Source organism: Mesorhizobium sp. B2-3-15, assembly GCF_006442875.1.
GTDB lineage: Bacteria > Pseudomonadota > Alphaproteobacteria > Rhizobiales > Rhizobiaceae > Mesorhizobium > Mesorhizobium australicum.
The window spans coordinates 116709-131988 of sequence record NZ_VFVO01000010.1 but is presented as its reverse complement, the minus strand read 5'-3'; the positions used below and the strand labels follow the sequence as shown (position 1 = coordinate 131988).

Genomic DNA, 15280 nt, shown 5'->3' with positions numbered 1-15280 from the left:
GCAATCAGGGCAAGAGGCGATTTCGGATTCGATCATGCGGTACAGGCATTTCCTCAAACTATTCCCGGCTGGCGCAATCATGCTGTCCGTCCTGGCTGGGCCAGCGCTGGCCAATCCGGTGGTGGTCTTCGACCTGAAGAGCGGCCAGATCCTGCAGCACCAGGATGCCTTCAAGCGCTGGTATCCGGCCTCGCTCAGCAAGCTGATGACCGCCTATGTGACCTTCCGGGCGATCGCGGCCGGAGAAGTCCAGCTCGATTCGCCGATCAAGGTGACCAAACATTCCGCCGGCGAACCGCCAAGCAAGATGGGTTTCAAGCCCGGCTCGGTGATGCGGCTCGACAATGCGCTGAAGATGATGCTGGTCAAGTCGGCCAACGACATCGCCATGGCGGTCGGCGAGAATGTCGGCGGCTCGCAGGCCGCCTTCGCTGAAAGGATGAATGCCGAGGCGGCCAGGCTCGGCATGAACGGCACCCATTTCGTCAACCCGAACGGCCTTTACTCGCCCGACCAGTACACGACGGCACGCGACCTTTCGATCCTGGTGATGGCGATCCGCCGCGAGTTCCCGCAATATGCGCCGTGGTTCTCGATCGAGGGGCTCGCGGTCGGCAATAGGGCCATTCCGAACTACAATCTCCTGATCGGCCGGTATCCCGGCGCCGACGGCATGAAGACCGGCTTTGTCTGCCCGTCGGGCTTCAACATGATCGGGTCGGCGACCCGCAACGGACGTACGCTGGTGGCGGTCGTGCTTGGCGAGAAGTCGGCGGTCAGCCGCGCCGAAGCCGCGGCCAAATTGCTCGATCAGGGCTTTGACGCACCTGCCGCCGGGTCCACCACCGTCACCACGCTCGCTCCCTACGGTGATCTGATCTCGCCCAACGACATGCATGACGAAGTCTGCAAGAAGAAGAGGAAGGCGGAGCAGTCCGAGGCGCCGCCGCCGGCCGCCGCCAAGGACCAGCCTAAATCGCCCTATCGGGAGAAGCTCGACCATGTGCCGACACTGGTTGCCGTCGGCCTTGGCGGCGCCACGGGTCCGGCGCCGAAGGCGATCCTTGACGAGGGCGCGCAGGAATATGCCGACGTGCCAATCCCGACCTGGCGGCCCGACAAGCCGGTACCCGCCGGCACGGGCCCGAAAGTCGTGGGTGCCGCCGCGCAAGGCGACCAGCCGGCCAAGGTCGCGAATTAGAGCACGATCCAAAAAGTGAAATCCGGCTTTCGCGAGAGATCATGCTCAAATTAGAAGGCAGAACCAGATGAGCGGTTTCCCGATCCCAGTCTCGGTGCTGACCGGTTTTCTCGGCGCCGGCAAGACGACATTGCTCAACCGGCTGCTGAAGGATCCGGCGCTCGTCGACACCGCGGTCATCATCAACGAGTTCGGTGAGGTGGCGATCGACCATCTGCTGGTCGAGCAGGCCTCCGACGGCATCATCCAGCTTTCCGACGGCTGTCTGTGCTGCACGGTGCGCGGCGAACTTGTCGACACGCTGGCCGACCTGGTCGACCGGCTGCAGACCGGCCGTATCGCCCGGCTTGGCCGCGTCATCGTCGAGACCACGGGATTGGCCGACCCGGCGCCGGTGCTGCAGTCGATCATGGCCCATCCGGCGCTGGTCCAGGCCTTTCGGCTCGACGGCGTCATCACCCTGGTGGATGCGGTCAACGGCAATGCTACGCTCGATGCGCATGTCGAGGCGGTCAAGCAGGTCGCCGTGGCCGACCGCATCGTGCTCTCCAAGGCCGATCTGGCCACCGATCACGGCGACCTCGACACGCTGCGCGCGCGCTTGCGGCAGATCAATCCCGGGGCACGACTGCTCGATGCCGGGGAGGCGAAAACCGGGGTGGCCGCATTGTTCGACTGCGGTCTCTACAATCCTGCGACCAAGTCCGCCGACGTGCGGCGCTGGCTCGGCGAAGAGGCCACGCATGATCATCACCACCATGACCATCATGACCATGACCATGCCCATCGCCACGATCAGCGCGTAAAAACCCGTTCGCTGGTGCATGACGGGCCGGTGCCGTTTTCAGCCATCGAGATGTTCCTCGATCTCCTGCGTTCCACACATGGCGAGCACCTGCTGCGGATGAAGGGCGTCATCGAATTGCAGGAGGATCCGTCGCGGCCCTTGGTCGTGCATGGCGTCCAGAAGATCCTGCATCCGCCGGTGCGATTGCCGTTCTGGCCGGACAGCCAGCGCGGCACGCGGCTGGTGCTGATTACGCTCGACATGCCGGAAGACTATGTGCGCCGGCTGTTCGCCGCCTTCATCAACCGGCCGTCGGTCGACACGCCCGACCGCGCGGCGCTGGAAAACAATCCGCTGGCGATCGCCGGACGTTAGCCTCCTACGATTGGTATTCGCCGCGTTCGACCAGAAAGCGATGGCCACCGGACATCGCCGCCGTCTCGATCAATTGATGTCCGCTGTCGGCGCAGAAGGCAGGAATATCGATAACAGCCAGAGGGTCGGTGGTTTCGAGCCAGAGCCTGCTGCCGGGCTGCATCCCGGCCAGGCGCTTTTTCGCCTTGAGGACCGGCAAAGGGCAGTTCAGCCCCTTGAGGTCGTAGATAGCTATCAGTTCGGCCAAGGTGAAAACCTCAGCCGCCGAACATGCCGAGCAGCTTGTTCTTCAGCTTCGTAACCCGGCTTTCGTCGGCGCTCGCAGCCTGCGTCTCGGCTGCCGGCGCGGCCTCCGCCGGAGCCGCGATGGTCGCGGTGGCAACCGGAGCTTCCTTGGCGGCCTTGGCCGCTTCCTTCGCAGCCACGGCTTGCGCCTTGGCAGCTTCCTTTTCGGCCAACGCTTGCGCCTTGGCGGCTTCCTTCGCCGCTTTTGCCGCTTCTATGGCCGCCACCCGCTCTCGCTCGGCCTTCTCCTTGGCAGCCTTTTCGGCGTCGAGCGCGGCCATCTTGCGACCGGCGGGCGAATCGATGCGGCCCATGCGCGCCGTCTCGGTGACCGAACCGTCGGTGTTGAGCGACGGCGGATCGATCGGCACGCGCTCGCCACGCGCCCGGCGCTTGGACCAGTCGGAGACGATGCTGGCTTCCTTGATGCCGGCAATCGTCGGCTTGGGTGGCGGCACGCTGGCCTTGAGCGCGCTGTTGAAGGCCGCGTCATAGGTGCTTTGATAGGCGTTATAGGCGCTCTTCAGCGAATCCGGCTGCGTGGTCGCCGGGCAGGGGCCGGTCGGATTGAAGGTCTGCCCATCGGGAGCGACCTGGTTGAAGACGTAGCGCTTCTCGCAGACGTCGACTTTCGGTGGCACCTTGGTAACCTCGAAATTGTCGTAGCCGACCTTGAGCATCTTCCAGAATTCGTAATTAGGGTCGTTGCGGTAGCGCGCCATGTTGGCGGCGGTCATGCGGAACGGAAAAGCCTGGATCTGGAACTCGGTCTGGCCACCCTGGAAGGCGTCGCGGCCGAAGGCGTAGATCTGCTCGATCTGGGCGTCGGTCATCGAATAGCAGCCCGATGAAGAGCAGGCGCCATGGACCATCAGGTTCTGGCCGGTGCGGCCATTGGCGCGATCATAGGCGTTGGGAAAGCCGATGTTGAACGACAGATGGTAATTCGAGCGCGGATTCATCTGCGACGGGCGAACCGTGTAAAAACCTTCCGGCGCCTGGCGGTCGCCTTCGGTATATTTCGGCCCGAGCTTGCCCGACCATTTGCAGATGTCGTAGCTCGCCACCATGTCGTAGCGACCGTTGGTCTTGGCCTTCCAGATCTCGAGCTTGCCTTCTTCCTTGAAGATGCGCGCCATTACCGAAGAGGTGCGGACCATGCCCTTGGCTCTCATATCGGCAAGGATCTTGTCGGGCAGCGGCTTGTTGGCTTCCGGGGCAAAGTCCTTCATCGACGAATCATTACAGCCCGCGACGGCAATCGAGGCGGCAAGAACTCCAGTACGAGCAAGCTTGGCAAACATGGATAAGGCTATGTCTTTTCTTTCGGGCCAATGGCTTCGAAACAGCCACACCCGCATGCTGAACACTGACGGACCGTAAGCCCGTTAACCTTGAAAATTCCTTACCGCAAGGCTCGGCCAATCTCCCGCGGTGATTTCATTGAACCGAATGGGGCGGCATTTTTGTGGCGAAACTGCTCATCGCCGCCACATTTGGGGTGGACAGACAGTTTCCGTCAGCCCTGTTCCGCCGCCCAAGCGGCGTCAGAGGCTGCGGCCTATCGCCAGGTATTTCTCGCGGCGCTGTTCGCGGAAATCGATGTTGGCGCCGGCGAATTCCTTCATCGTCTTGGCGATGAGATCGCCGGTCGCGGCAATCACCGTTTCGGGCGCGCGCTGGGCGCCGCCCATCGGCTCGGGGATGATGGCGTCGATGACCTTCAGTTCCAAAAGATCCTGCGCGGTGATCTTCATGTTGGTCGCCGCGTCCTTGGAGCGCGTCGTGTCGCGCCACAGGATGGAGGCGGCACCCTCGGGCGAAATCACCGAATAGATGGCGTGTTCGAGCATGTAGACGCGGTTGGCGGTGGCAATCGCGATGGCGCCGCCCGAACCGCCTTCGCCGATGACCACCGAGATGGACGGTACTTTCAGGCCAAGGCAGGCCGAGGTCGATCGGGCAATGGCTTCGGCCTGGCCGCGCTCCTCGGCGCCAACGCCGGGATAGGCGCCGGCCGTGTCGACCAGTGTCAAAAGCGGGATCTTGAAACGGTCGGCCAGTTCCATCAGCCGCACCGCCTTGCGATAGCCTTCGGGGCGCACCGAACCGAAATTGTGCTTCAGGCGGCTCGCCGTGTCCGAACCCTTTTCCTGGCCGAGAATCGCGATGGGCTCGCCGCGGAAACGGGCAAAGCCGCCGACGATCGCCTGGTCCTCGCCGAAATTGCGGTCGCCGGCGAGTGGCGTGAAGTCGCTGAACAGGCCCTTGATGTAGTCGATGCAGTGCGGCCGGTCGGAGTGGCGCGCCACCTGCACCTTCTGCCACGGCGTCAGCGCCTTGTAGAGTTCGCGCAGCGCGTCGCGCGAGCGCTTCTCGAGCCTGGTGATCTCATCGGCGACATCGACCGCCTCGCCGTTCTCAGCAAGCTTCTTGAGCTCGAGGATCTTGAGCTCAAGATCCTGCACCGGCTTTTCGAAATCGAGGTAATTGTACATGCTTGGGCGGACCGATACGTCGGAAGGCAATGACCGCGGAACCGTTGAAACCAAGGCTCCGGGCGGTGAAATGTCGTCCTCACATAGCGATATGAGGCCTAGTCGGCAAGCGGATGATGATCGTTGACCAGCCGCACCAGCCGCTCTTCCAGCACATGGGTGTAAATCTGTGTCGTCGATATGTCGGCATGGCCAAGCAGTTGCTGAACGGCTCTCAGGTCGGCGCCGTTCTGCAGGAGATGGCTGGCGAAAGCATGGCGCAGCACGTGCGGCGAGATCTTGGCCGAGGCGATGCCGGCGCGCGCGGCCAATCCTTTCAGGTCACGGGCAAAGACCTGGCGCGAGAGATAGCCGCTGTCGGATGCCGCCGGAAACAGGAACGGGCTGTTGGCGAAAGCGGGCAGCTTGGCCCGGGCGTCAAGCCAGCTCCGCATCGCCGCACGCGCCTTGGCCGACAGCGGCACCATGCGTTCCTTGTCGCCCTTGCCGCGTACCATGAAGAAACGGTCATCGCGCTGCGCCACCGTCACCGGCAGGCCGACCAGCTCGGAAACGCGCAGTCCGGTGGCGTAGAGCACTTCGACCAGCGCATGCAGGCGCAAGGCCGCCAGCCTGTCGGCGTGACCGAGCCCGGCATCGCCGGCTTCCTGCGCGGCGCGATCGATCAGCCGGCCGGTTTCGGCCTCGCTCATCGTCTTGGGCAGCGGACGGCCTTTTTTCGGGCTGTCCAGCGTGCCGGTGGGGTCATCCGCGCGCAGGCCCTCGGCGTAGAGGAACTTGAAGAACTGGCGGAGCGCCGACAGTTTGCGCGCCTGCGAGGTCGGCGCGAAGCCGCGCGCGGCGATATCGTCGAGATAGGCCCTGATGTCGGCGGCGCCGGCGCGGGCAAGTCCGCCATCGATCCCGCCGGAAGCATCCTCGAGATCGCGGCGATAGGAGGAAAGCGTGTTCTCCGCCGCTCCCCGCTCGGCGCTCATCATTTCCAGGAAGGCCTCGATGCGAGCGGCGCTGTTCATGTCCTTGAGGCGGTTCCGAGTCGGTCTTCTTGGGGTTCAGTTTTTCTTCGGATTGAGCTTTTCCGGCGGAATACGCACGCTCATCTCGGCCTTTTTCGGCTCGACGAACATCACCAGCGCGAACATCGTACCATAGGCAATGCCGGCCAGAATCGCGAGGGTCACGACAAAGCGAAACAGTGTCGGCATTCAGTTCTCGCCCGTCTTCTTGTTCTGCGTTTCCAAACCCTGTGCCCTTATGGGACGCCAATCCGGCCAATTCAAGGAAGAAGCGGACCCCCTGTTAGCAACTTCTGATGCAAGCGTCGCTCTGTCCATATCGGCCCATGGCACTGGCACGCTTGACGCAAACCGGCTTTTCATGTCGATACGCCGGCAAAGAGGGCCGAAGAAACAGCCGATGAACGCGCTACAGGCAAATCCCCCAGGCGAGACCCACGCCGCGCTGCTTGGCCGGCTGGGCAGCCGGTCCATCGTCTTTGTCGGGCTGATGGGCGCTGGCAAGACGGCGATCGGCCGCAAGGTGGCGACCATGCTTTCGCTGCCCTTCATCGACAGCGACCAGGAGATCGAAAGGGTATCGCGGATGACGGTTCCGGAGCTGTTCGAGCGCTATGGCGAAACCGAGTTCAGGGCCCTGGAACAGCGTGTCATCCTGCGCGTGCTGGAAAACGGCCCGCAGGTTCTGTCGACCGGCGGCGGTGCCTTCATGAACGCGCAGACGCGCGAGGCCATCGCCGCCCATGGCGTCTCGGTTTGGCTGAAGGCCGAGCTCGACCTTCTGATGGACCGCGTTTCCAAGAAGCAGAACCGGCCGCTCTTGAAAAGCGCCGATCCCCGCGCCGTGCTGGAGCGGCTGATGGCGGAACGCTATCCGGTCTATGCCACCTCTGACGTCACCGTGCCGACCCGCGACGATCGCAAGGAGGTCATCGCGGCCGAGGTGATCGAGGCGCTCTGCCGGCATTTCGGCATCGATGCGATAGCCGCGACGGGCGAGGTCGAATCATGAGCGCGGATCAGCCAGTCACAGTCACAGTCGGTCTGGGCGACCGCGCCTACGACATATTGATCGGCTCCGGCCTGCTGTCGCGCGCCGGCGTTGAGATTTCGCGCCGGCTGCCGGGCACGCGCGCCGCTGTGGTGACCGACGAGAACGTCGCCGCCGCGCATCTCGATACGCTGAGGGCGGGGCTCGAGAAGAGTGGCATCCAGCCCGCGATCATCACGATGCCGCCCGGCGAAAAAACCAAGAGCTTTGCCCATCTCGAGGCGGTTGTCGACGGCGTCCTGGCCGCCAGGCTGGAGCGCGGCGACGTCGTCATCGCGCTTGGCGGCGGCGTCATCGGCGATCTCACCGGTTTTGCCGCCGGGATCGTGCGGCGTGGCATGAATTTCGTGCAGGTTCCGACATCGCTTCTGGCGCAGGTCGATTCCTCGGTCGGCGGCAAGACCGGCATCAACAGCCCGCGCGGCAAGAACCTCGTCGGCGTCTTCCTCCAGCCCAAGCTGGTGCTGGCCGATACCGAAGTGCTCGACACGCTGCCGATCCGCGAATTTCGCGCCGGCTATGCCGAGCTTGCCAAATACGGGCTGATCGACCGGCCGGATTTCTTCGCCTGGCTGGAAACGAATTGGGAAAAGGTGTTCGCCGGCGGACCGGAGCGGGTCGAGGCCATTGCCGAAGCCTGCCGTGCCAAGGCCGATGTCGTTGCCCGCGACGAGTTCGAGACCGGCGACCGCGCTCTGCTCAACCTCGGCCATACGTTCGGGCACGCGCTCGAAGCCGCCACGCAGTATGACGGGACGCGCCTCGTCCACGGCGAGGGGGTCGCCATCGGCATGGCGCTGGCGTACCGGTTCTCCTCTCGGCTCAATCTCGCCAGCCCCGACGACGCGGCCCGCGTCGAGGCGCATCTGCGTGCCGTCGGGCTGCCGTGGCGGATGGCCGACATTCCGGGCGACTTGCCCGATGCGGATGCGCTGCTTTCATTCATCACGCAGGACAAGAAAGTGTCGCGCGGCGCGCTGACCTTCATTCTGACGCGCGGCATCGGCGAGGCCTTCATCGCCAAGGATGTGCCGGCCTCGGAAGTGCTGGCGTTCCTCAGGGAAAACCATCCAGGCAACGGGAAAGCCGGCTGAGATGGACACTGGCTGGGTCGTCTTCGCCGTTCTTGCCATCCTCGTCGTCCTGGTCGTTGCCGTGCGCACCCGCCTGCTTGCCATGTTCGGCTATGAACTGTCGCGCATCGAGCCGCAGCGGTCGAGCCAGGACGAGTTGCGCGGCGCGGTCGACGATTTTCGCCGCGACGGCCAGGTGGTGCGTGAGGATCGCGACCGCGTCGGCGGCCTGTTCGACCTCGAAGAGCTCGAAGTTTCCGACGTCATGGTCCACCGCACGAATATGCGCTCGGTCAATGCCGACAATGCGCCGGAAGCGGTGGTGCGCGAGATCCTGCAGAGCCCGCACACCCGCATGCCGCTTTGGAAAGGTTCACTCGACAACATCGTCGGCGTGCTGCACGCCAAGGATCTGCTGCGCGCGCTGAACGAAGTCGGCAATGATTTCTCGCGGATCGACGTGATGAAGATCGCGTCAAAACCGTGGTTCGTGCCCGACACCACGACTTTGCAGGAACAGCTCAACGCCTTCCTGCGCCGCAAGACGCATTTTGCCGTCGTCGTCGATGAATATGGTGAGGTCGAAGGGCTGGTGACGCTGGAGGACATTATCGAGGAGATTGTCGGCGAGATCGCCGACGAGCACGATGTCGACATCCAGGGCGTCAAGCAGGAGGCGGACGGCTCCGTCGTCGTCGAAGGCACGGTGCCGATCCGCGACCTCAACCGGGCGCTCGACTGGAACCTGCCGGACGAAGAGGCGACGACCATCGCCGGCCTCGTCATCCACGAGGCGCAATCGATCCCCGAGGAGAAGCAGGCTTTTACCTTCCACGGCAAGCGCTTCGTCGTCATGAAACGCGACAAGAACCGGATTGCCAGGGTCAGGATCCGGCCGGCCGGCGATAGTTAAAGCGTTTCAGTGTTGGTAGGATCTCCGAGCCGCTCTAACTCTTTGTTCTTACGCAATTCCAGACGGGAAACCGCTGCGCACTTTTCCTGGAATTGCCATCGAGCCGTCGCCTTGCCAATCCTTCGTTGGAACTCCCGCCCGCCGGGATGCATTCTTCGCCGATGACGATCGATCGGCGAACCTTGCTCCTGGCCTCGGTGGCTGCCTTGTTGCCAACCGGCACGAGAGCGGCGCGAGATACGCCATCCGCCGAAACTGTCGACTACGGTCCGGCCAAGCTCGATATCTATGCGCCCGATGGCGCGAAAGACCTGCCGGTGGTCTTCTTCGTCCATGGCGGCGCCTGGCGGACCGGCAAACGCAGCCAGGTGAACGCCAAGCCGGCCTTCCTGCTTGCCAACGGCTTCTGCTTCGTCTCCATCGACTACCGCATGCTGCCGCAGGCTGATGTCGCCATCCAGGCGGGCGACGTGGAGAGGGCCTATGCCTATGTCAGGACCAACATCGCCCAACATGGCGGCGATCCCGACCGCATCGTCGGCATGGGGCATTCGGCCGGCTGCCATCTGGTTGCCCTGACCGGCATGCGCGGCAGATTGCCCGGCGTCGCTGGCCTGCTTCTCGACGATACAAGGGCCTACGATCTCGCCGCCCTTGCCGGAAGTGGCGGCATGGTAAGGGCCTATTCGCGTGTCTTTTCCGATCCTTCGCAGTGGGCGGCACTGTCACCGGCGAGCTATGTCGACGGCCGCAAGCATCCGCCGACCTTCATCGCGTATTCCCGCGCCGACGGTCGCGGCGAGCAGTCCACGGCCTTTGCCCAGCGCCTGCGCGCCAGCGGAACCGAGGTGACGCTGTTCGACGGCAGTGCCTATACGCACATGTCGATCAACCGCGATTTCGGCGAGGACGGCGACGCGCTGACCGCTGCCGCGCTGGCGTTCCTGAAATCGACGGTCGGTTGAGCGCACCGGCTGTCCGTGGCGTGTTCCACTCGTTGTGCCTGGCACCGCCGATGCGGCCGGGCGGAAATTCAACAGTCATTGCTTGACCGTTCGCTGAGCGTCGCACCGGTTTCGGCGTCGACCGAAGTGAGGCTGACCTCATAGCCCCAGAGGCTTCGGACATGGCGCAGGGTCGCGTCGCGGCTGCCACTGTCGAGCAGTACGCCCTCCTTCACCTTGTGCTGCAGCCGCAAATGCCGGTTACCGAGCAGGTCGACATCCACCACCTGGATATCCGGCCGGCTCGCGCCGATGTCGTAGCTCTGGGCCAGCGCGGCACGTATCTTTTGGTAGCCGCGCTCATTGTGGATCGAGGCCACCTCGTAATGGGCGTCGTCGGCCTGATCGGCGAGGACAAACATTCGCCATTTCCGTATCAGGGCTGGGCTGAGGTGCTGGCGGATGAAGGATTCGTCGCGGTGGTTGGCCCAGGCGTCCAGGAGCACATCGCGCCAGTCACCGCGGCCCGCGATGTCGGGAAACCAGTCGCGGTCCTCCGCCGTCGGCGCGGTCGAAATGCGCTGTATGTCCTGCATCATGTCGAGGCCGAGCGCGTATGGGTTGATACCGGAGAACCGGGGGTCGTCGAAGGCCGGCTGGAAGATCACATTGGAATGGTTGCGCAGGACCTCGAGCATGGCGCCCTCGCTGATCTGGCCGCGGTCAAACAATGCGTTCATGAGGGTGTAGTGCACGAAGGTGGCGCAGCCTTCATTCATCACCTGCGTTTGCCGCTGCGGATAGAAATACTGCGCGACGATACGCACGATGCGGATGATCTCGCGCTGCCAGGGCTCCAGGACAAGGCTGTTCTTCTCGAGGAAATAGAGCAGATTTTCCTCGGGCAGGTTGAGCGATTTCTTCCGCTCCGCCAAGCCTTCATCCTTCTTCTCGTTCTTGCTGCTGTCCTGCGAGGGAGGCAGCGTGCGCCACAAGTCGTTGTAGGAACGTTCTTCATATTCCAGGCGCTCGCGCAGCCCTTCACGCTGCCGCTCCGACGACAGCTTTGGCGGCCTGTGGTATCGGAACACGCCTTGTTCCATCAGCGCGTGGGCGCAGTCGAGAATGCTTTCCACGGCCGACAGTCCGTGCCGCTCCTCGCATCGGGCAATGTAGCCCTTGGCGAACTCCAGATAGCTCAGAATCCCCCCGGCGTCGGTCCACTGCCGGAACAGATGATTGTTCTTGAAGAAATGATTGTGTCCGAGCGCGGCATGCGCCGTCACAAGGGCCTGCAAGGCCATGGTGTTTTCCTCCATCAGGTAGATGATGCAGGGATTGGAGTTGATGACCAGTTCGTAAGCCAGGCCCCGTCCACCCTTGCGGTAGAGAAAATCCTGGTACAGGAAATGCTTGCCGAACGACCAATGACGGTACATCAGCGGCATGCCGACCGATGAATAGGCGTCGAGCATCTGTTGCGAGGAAATGATTTCCATCTGCACCGGATAGGTGTCCAGCTTGAGTTCCTCGATGGCGATTGCCGCGATCGCGTCGTAGGCGTGCGACAATTTCTGGAAGTCCCAGTCGGATCCGGAAAAGAGCAAACCCGGTTTGCTGGCTGTCCTGGCCATGGTTTCCCCTCAGGCGCTCTTCCTGAGCGCGGGCTGTTTGGCGAAGAGCTGACGAAAGACAGGATAGATATCGGCGGCCGTGGCTATGCGGCTCATCTGGAAGTTCGGCCAGTTCGATTCGATGGCGCTGTAGGCTCGCCAGAGCGACGTCCCGTTTTCAGTCGCGCCGAAGATGTGACTCTCGCGTTCGTCGATGATCTCGACATAGGCGAAATACTGGCACAGGCGCATGAGCTTGCCGTTCAGCAGGGCGATGCAGCGCTCGGAATCGGTGGCGAAATTGTCGCCGTCCGAGGCCTGGGCGGCGTAGATGTTCCACTCGCTCGCGGGGTAACGCTGCTCGATGACGCGATGCATCTCCTCGAGCGCGGTGGAAACGACGGTGCCACCGCTTTGCGTGCAGTAGAAGAAGGTTTCCTCATCCACCTCCTGCGCCTCGTGCGTGTGGCGGATGAAGACGATTTCGGTGCGTTCATAACGTCGCTTCAGGAATAGGTGCAGCAGCACGAAGAAGCGCTTGGCCAGGTCCTTCTCGCGCTCGCCCATCGAGCCCGACACATCCATCAGGCAGAACATGACCGCTTTCGCATTCGGCACCGGGCGCTGATCGAAGCGGTTGAACCGGATGTCGACCGGGTCGACGAAGGCAATCCGCCGGCGCCGGCGCTCCAGCCGCTCGATCTCTTCTTTGAGCGCCACGACGCGCTCGTGCGTTTGAGCATCAGGCGGTGCGGCCTCCAGCAAGGCGAGTTCCTGCATGATCGCGTCGACCGCCGCTTGCTTGGGACGCCTGAGCGCAATGCGGCGGCCGTGGCTGTTGCGCATCGTGCGGCCGACGTTGATGTTGGTTGGCGAACCGGTGGCGGCGAAACCCGCCCGGCGCGGCTTGAAGGCAAGGATCTCCTTGAGGTTGAGCTTGACCAGGTCGGGCAGTTCGAGATCCTCGAAAAAGAGATCCAGCACCTCCTCGCGCGAAAGCACGAAACGAAAGTCGTCCTCGGATGCGGTTTTTCCCGGTGACGAACCGCCCATGCCTCCGCCCTGGCCGGGCTTGGGGATCAGGTCGCCTTGGGAGAATTGCCTGTTGCCCGGCAGGATGTGCCGGCGCCGGCCGGTGTCCCTGGCGTCGTTGAAGGTCGGCTCGCCAGTGCCTCTTTCGGGCATCGGCACGACGTGCTCCGCGTCCACGTCGGCGATCCGCCCAGCGCGGATCTGATCGCGAATGCTGCGCTTGAGCTCCTCGCGGGCACGCCTGAGAAAGCGCTGGCGGTTGCCAAGGCTTTTGTCCTTCGGATTCAGGCGGCGGTCGATAAAGATCGGCATGCAACCATTCGGACTGCTCTCAGCCCGCCTTGTTCACCCGCATGTACCAATCGACCAGCCGGCGCACCTGCCGTTCCGTATAGCCGCGCTCCACCATCCGCTGGACGAATTCATTGTGCCGCTTTTCGGTGACGCTATCCTGCTTGGAGCCGAAGCTGATCACCGGCAGGAGATCCTCGACCTGGCCGAACATGCGCTTTTCGATGACCTCGCGCAGCTTCTCGTAGCTCGTCCATGAAGGGTTGCGGCCATGGTTGCGCGCCCGGGCACGCAGCGTGAACTTCACCACTTCGTTGCGGAAGTCCTTCGGATTGGCGATGCCTGCCGGCTTTTCGACCTGCGACAGTTCGTTGTCCAACACCTCGCGGTTGAGGATCTGGCCGGTGTCGGGGTCCTTGTAGTCCTGGTCCTCGATCCAGGCATCGGCATAGGCGATGTAGCGGTCGAACAGGTTCTGGCCATATTCGCTATAGGATTCCAGATAGGCCTTCTGGATCTCGTGGCCGATGAACTCGGCGTAACGGGCGGCCAGTTCCGACTTGATGAATTCGAGATAGGCGGCTTCCGTCTCCTTCGGAAACTGCTCCCGTTTGATCGCTTCTTCCAGGATGTACATAAGATGCACGGGGTCCGCCGCGACCTCGTTGGTATCGTAGTTGAACGTCTGCGACAGGATCTTGAAGGCGAAGCGCGTGCTGACGCCGGTCATGCCTTCGTCGACGCCGGCGGCGTCGCGATATTCCTGGACTGACTTCGCCCTCGGGTCGACTTCCTTGAGGTTCTCACCATCATAGGCGCGCATTTTGGTGTGCAGCGGCGAATTGTCGTGCTCGGCAAGGCGGGTCGAGACGCTGAACCGGCTGAGGATGTCCAACACCTCGGGCGCGCAAGGGCTGGCGGCCAATTCACTCTCGCGCAGCAGCTTCTCGTAGATCTGCCTCTCTTCGGTGATGCGCAGGCAATACGGCACCTTGACCACGAGGATGCGATCGAGAAACGCCTCATTGTTCTTGTTGTTCTTGAACTGTTGCCACTCGGATTCGTTGGAATGGGCAACGATGATGCCCTGGTAGGGAAAGGCACCAAAATTCTCGGTGCCGTTGTAACTGCCTTCCTGGGTCGCCGTCAGCAATGGATGCAGCACCTTGATGGGCGCCTTGAACATCTCGACGAATTCGAGCAGGCCTTGCGTCGTTCGGTTCAGTCCGCCGCTGTAGGAATAGGCGTCGGGGTCGGACTGGCTGAAATTTTCCAATTGCCTGATGTCGACCTTGCCAACCAGGGCCGAGACGTCCTGGTTGTTCTCGTCGCCAGGCTCGGTCTTGGCGATGCCGATCTGGCGCAGCCGCGACGGCATCAGTTTGACCACGCTGAATTTGGAAATGTCGCCGGACAGTTCGTCGAGGCGCTTGGCCGCCCATGGCGAGATAAGTCCGTTCAGGCGGCGCCGGGCTATCCCGTATTTGTCCTCCAGGAGATCGCTCATGCGATCGGGGTGGAACAGGCCAAGCGGCGATTCGAAAACCGGACTGATCTGGTTGCCGACCTTCAGCGTGTAGATCGGGCGCTCCTCCATCAATTTCTTCAACCGTTCGGCCAAGGAGGATTTGCCGCCGCCGACCGGACCCAGGAGGTAGAGGATCTGCTTGCGCTCCTCGAGGCCCTGGGAGGCATAGCGGAAATATCCGGCGATGCGCTCGATCGTATCCTCCATCCCGTAAAAGTCGGAGAAGGAGGGATATATCTTGACGGTCCGGTTCGAGAAGATACGGCCTAGCCGCTCGTCCTTGCTGGTGTCGACCAGGTTTGGCTCGCCGATCGCCTCGACCATTCGTTCCGGCGCCGAGGCATACATCGATTTGTCCTCGCGGCAGGCGAGCAGATATTGCTGGAGACTTATCTCTTCCTGGGCGGCGTTCGCATAAATTTCCGAAAAGAGATGGAAGACGTCGGATTGGTTCTCACGCATGATCGTTGCCTTCGGAGCCATTCTGATGGGGCTCGCATATTCAACTGCGGGAAGGCATTGTTTGTTCCGTCGCTCCGGCCCGAATGGCCGTCCATCAACCGCGATTTCGGCGGAGATGGCAATGCGCCGAACGCCGCCGCGCCAGCGTTCCTGAAATCGACGGTCGCCTGATCCTGCCGACCGTCGCTCGCCCATTCCGTGGCTGGATCAT

General features: G+C 62.7%; 14 protein-coding genes. 6 read left to right on the top strand and 8 right to left on the bottom strand.

The window, feature by feature from the left end; genetic code table 11:
* The first annotated feature begins 34 nt into the window (after nucleotides 1-34).
* Together FJ954_RS20875 and FJ954_RS20870 are read left to right on the top strand one after the other, a co-directional pair.
* Nucleotides 35-1201 carry a D-alanyl-D-alanine carboxypeptidase family protein gene (locus tag FJ954_RS20875; RefSeq protein ID WP_015315489.1) on the top strand — a complete coding sequence of 389 codons (1167 nt, stop codon included), beginning with the start codon at nucleotides 35-37 and terminating at the stop codon, nucleotides 1199-1201.
* A gap of 67 nt (nucleotides 1202-1268) precedes the next feature.
* The gene (locus tag FJ954_RS20870; protein ID WP_015315490.1) at nucleotides 1269-2363 is read left to right on the top strand and encodes a GTP-binding protein; all 1095 of its coding nucleotides are present in this window, start codon (nucleotides 1269-1271) and stop codon (nucleotides 2361-2363) included.
* A 4-nt stretch (nucleotides 2364-2367) separates the two neighbouring features.
* Here the strand turns inward: FJ954_RS20870 and FJ954_RS20865 are convergent, their stop codons facing one another.
* The 5 genes from FJ954_RS20865 to FJ954_RS20845 form a co-directional block, all read right to left on the bottom strand.
* Entirely contained in the window at nucleotides 2368-2610 is a 243-nt protein-coding gene (locus tag FJ954_RS20865) for a sulfurtransferase TusA family protein (RefSeq protein WP_015315491.1), read from the bottom strand.
* A gap of 10 nt (nucleotides 2611-2620) precedes the next feature.
* Nucleotides 2621-3952 (bottom strand): murein L,D-transpeptidase family protein, encoded by a 1332-nt coding sequence (locus FJ954_RS20860; protein WP_015315492.1) that lies wholly within the window; start codon nucleotides 3950-3952, stop codon nucleotides 2621-2623.
* A 243-nt stretch (nucleotides 3953-4195) separates the two neighbouring features.
* A complete protein-coding gene (locus FJ954_RS20855) occupies nucleotides 4196-5146 on the bottom strand; it encodes an acetyl-CoA carboxylase carboxyltransferase subunit alpha (protein WP_015315493.1) in 951 nt (316 codons plus the stop codon).
* 98 nt (nucleotides 5147-5244) lie between these two features.
* Nucleotides 5245-6162, bottom strand: a complete 918-nt coding sequence (locus FJ954_RS20850) for a site-specific tyrosine recombinase XerD (protein WP_140662884.1) — start codon at nucleotides 6160-6162, stop codon at nucleotides 5245-5247.
* A gap of 36 nt (nucleotides 6163-6198) precedes the next feature.
* On the bottom strand, nucleotides 6199-6351 hold the full coding sequence (locus FJ954_RS20845; RefSeq protein WP_015315495.1) for a hypothetical protein: 153 nt from the start codon (nucleotides 6349-6351) through the stop codon (nucleotides 6199-6201).
* A gap of 211 nt (nucleotides 6352-6562) precedes the next feature.
* Here FJ954_RS20845 and FJ954_RS20840 point away from each other — a divergent pair, with 211 nt between their 5' ends.
* The 4 genes from FJ954_RS20840 (at nucleotide 6563) to FJ954_RS20825 (ending at nucleotide 10164) form a co-directional block, all read left to right on the top strand.
* Entirely contained in the window at nucleotides 6563-7174 is a 612-nt protein-coding gene (locus FJ954_RS20840; protein ID WP_140662882.1) for a shikimate kinase, read from the top strand.
* Entirely contained in the window at nucleotides 7171-8307 is a 1137-nt protein-coding gene (gene aroB, locus FJ954_RS20835) for a 3-dehydroquinate synthase (protein ID WP_140662880.1), read from the top strand. Before FJ954_RS20840 ends, aroB begins: the two co-directional genes overlap by 4 nt.
* Nucleotide 8308: 1 nt before the next feature.
* On the top strand, nucleotides 8309-9199 hold the full coding sequence (locus FJ954_RS20830) for an HlyC/CorC family transporter (RefSeq protein ID WP_140662878.1): 891 nt from the start codon (nucleotides 8309-8311) through the stop codon (nucleotides 9197-9199).
* Between the two features lie 161 nt (nucleotides 9200-9360).
* The gene (locus FJ954_RS20825; RefSeq protein WP_140662876.1) at nucleotides 9361-10164 is read left to right on the top strand and encodes an alpha/beta hydrolase; all 804 of its coding nucleotides are present in this window, start codon (nucleotides 9361-9363) and stop codon (nucleotides 10162-10164) included.
* 68 nt (nucleotides 10165-10232) lie between these two features.
* Here FJ954_RS20825 and FJ954_RS20820 read toward each other — a convergent pair whose 3' ends face one another.
* Genes FJ954_RS20820 through FJ954_RS20810 form a run of 3 tightly spaced genes read right to left on the bottom strand, consistent with a single transcriptional unit; the run spans nucleotide 10233 to nucleotide 15069 of the window.
* Nucleotides 10233-11777, bottom strand: coding sequence for a SpoVR family protein (locus tag FJ954_RS20820; RefSeq protein ID WP_140662874.1), 1545 nt, complete (start codon nucleotides 11775-11777; stop codon nucleotides 10233-10235).
* Nucleotides 11778-11786: 9 nt separating this feature from the next.
* The gene (locus FJ954_RS20815; RefSeq protein ID WP_140662872.1) at nucleotides 11787-13100 is read right to left on the bottom strand and encodes a YeaH/YhbH family protein; all 1314 of its coding nucleotides are present in this window, start codon (nucleotides 13098-13100) and stop codon (nucleotides 11787-11789) included.
* A 19-nt stretch (nucleotides 13101-13119) separates the two neighbouring features.
* Nucleotides 13120-15069, bottom strand: a complete 1950-nt coding sequence (locus FJ954_RS20810) for a PrkA family serine protein kinase (RefSeq protein ID WP_140616802.1) — start codon at nucleotides 15067-15069, stop codon at nucleotides 13120-13122.
* Nucleotides 15070-15280: the final 211 nt, after the last annotated feature.

Excerpts from the sequence above, each read along its gene's own strand:
- FJ954_RS20875 (WP_015315489.1), top strand. The coding sequence starts at position 35 with ATGCGGTACAGGCATTTCCTCAAACTATTCCCGGCTGGCGCAATCATG.
- FJ954_RS20870 (WP_015315490.1), top strand. The coding sequence starts at position 1,269 with ATGAGCGGTTTCCCGATCCCAGTCTCGGTGCTGACCGGTTTTCTCGGC.
- FJ954_RS20860 (WP_015315492.1), bottom strand. The coding sequence starts at position 3,952 with ATGTTTGCCAAGCTTGCTCGTACTGGAGTTCTTGCCGCCTCGATTGCC.
- FJ954_RS20855 (WP_015315493.1), bottom strand. The coding sequence starts at position 5,146 with ATGTACAATTACCTCGATTTCGAAAAGCCGGTGCAGGATCTTGAGCTC.
- FJ954_RS20850 (WP_140662884.1), bottom strand. The coding sequence starts at position 6,162 with ATGAACAGCGCCGCTCGCATCGAGGCCTTCCTGGAAATGATGAGCGCC.
- FJ954_RS20845 (WP_015315495.1), bottom strand. The coding sequence starts at position 6,351 with ATGCCGACACTGTTTCGCTTTGTCGTGACCCTCGCGATTCTGGCCGGC.
- FJ954_RS20840 (WP_140662882.1), top strand. The coding sequence starts at position 6,563 with ATGAACGCGCTACAGGCAAATCCCCCAGGCGAGACCCACGCCGCGCTG.
- aroB (WP_140662880.1), top strand. The coding sequence starts at position 7,171 with ATGAGCGCGGATCAGCCAGTCACAGTCACAGTCGGTCTGGGCGACCGC.
- FJ954_RS20830 (WP_140662878.1), top strand. The coding sequence starts at position 8,309 with ATGGACACTGGCTGGGTCGTCTTCGCCGTTCTTGCCATCCTCGTCGTC.
- FJ954_RS20825 (WP_140662876.1), top strand. The coding sequence starts at position 9,361 with ATGACGATCGATCGGCGAACCTTGCTCCTGGCCTCGGTGGCTGCCTTG.
- FJ954_RS20820 (WP_140662874.1), bottom strand. The coding sequence starts at position 11,777 with ATGGCCAGGACAGCCAGCAAACCGGGTTTGCTCTTTTCCGGATCCGAC.
- FJ954_RS20815 (WP_140662872.1), bottom strand. The coding sequence starts at position 13,100 with ATGCCGATCTTTATCGACCGCCGCCTGAATCCGAAGGACAAAAGCCTT.
- FJ954_RS20810 (WP_140616802.1), bottom strand. The coding sequence starts at position 15,069 with ATGCGTGAGAACCAATCCGACGTCTTCCATCTCTTTTCGGAAATTTAT.